Origin of the sequence: Microbacterium sp. K35 (genome assembly GCF_004794375.1) — a bacterium.
GTDB lineage: Bacteria > Actinomycetota > Actinomycetes > Actinomycetales > Microbacteriaceae > Microbacterium > Microbacterium sufflavum.
On sequence record NZ_SSDM01000035.1, the window covers coordinates 1 to 290 of the forward strand.

General features: G+C 79.0%; 1 protein-coding gene. It reads right to left on the minus strand.

Annotation, left to right across the window (positions count from 1 at the left end; translation table 11 throughout):
- A partial coding sequence (locus tag DW299_RS00885; protein WP_205814306.1) for a FliH/SctL family protein occupies positions 1–290 on the minus strand: 290 nt, incomplete at both ends.

The window sequence follows — 290 nt, forward strand, 5'->3', positions numbered from 1 at the left end:
CCGTGGCCGGCCGTCTCGGGGTCGCGCTCCAGCACGCGCAGGTCGTCGGGGTGCACCCGGACGGTGCGGGCGGCCGCGGCCTCCGGGGCGGCGAGCACGCGGCGCAGTGCGGCGGCGGCGGAGGCCCCCGGTTCGCTCAGCTCGGCGGCGAGGATCAGCTCGGCCAGCTCGATCGCATGACGCAGCACCTGCTCGTGGGCGACCGCGGCGAGCTCCTGCTCGCGCGCTGCGATCGATGCGGTGGCCGCGTGGAGGGCGCCGACCGCGGCGGCGGTCTCGTGCGCCCTCCA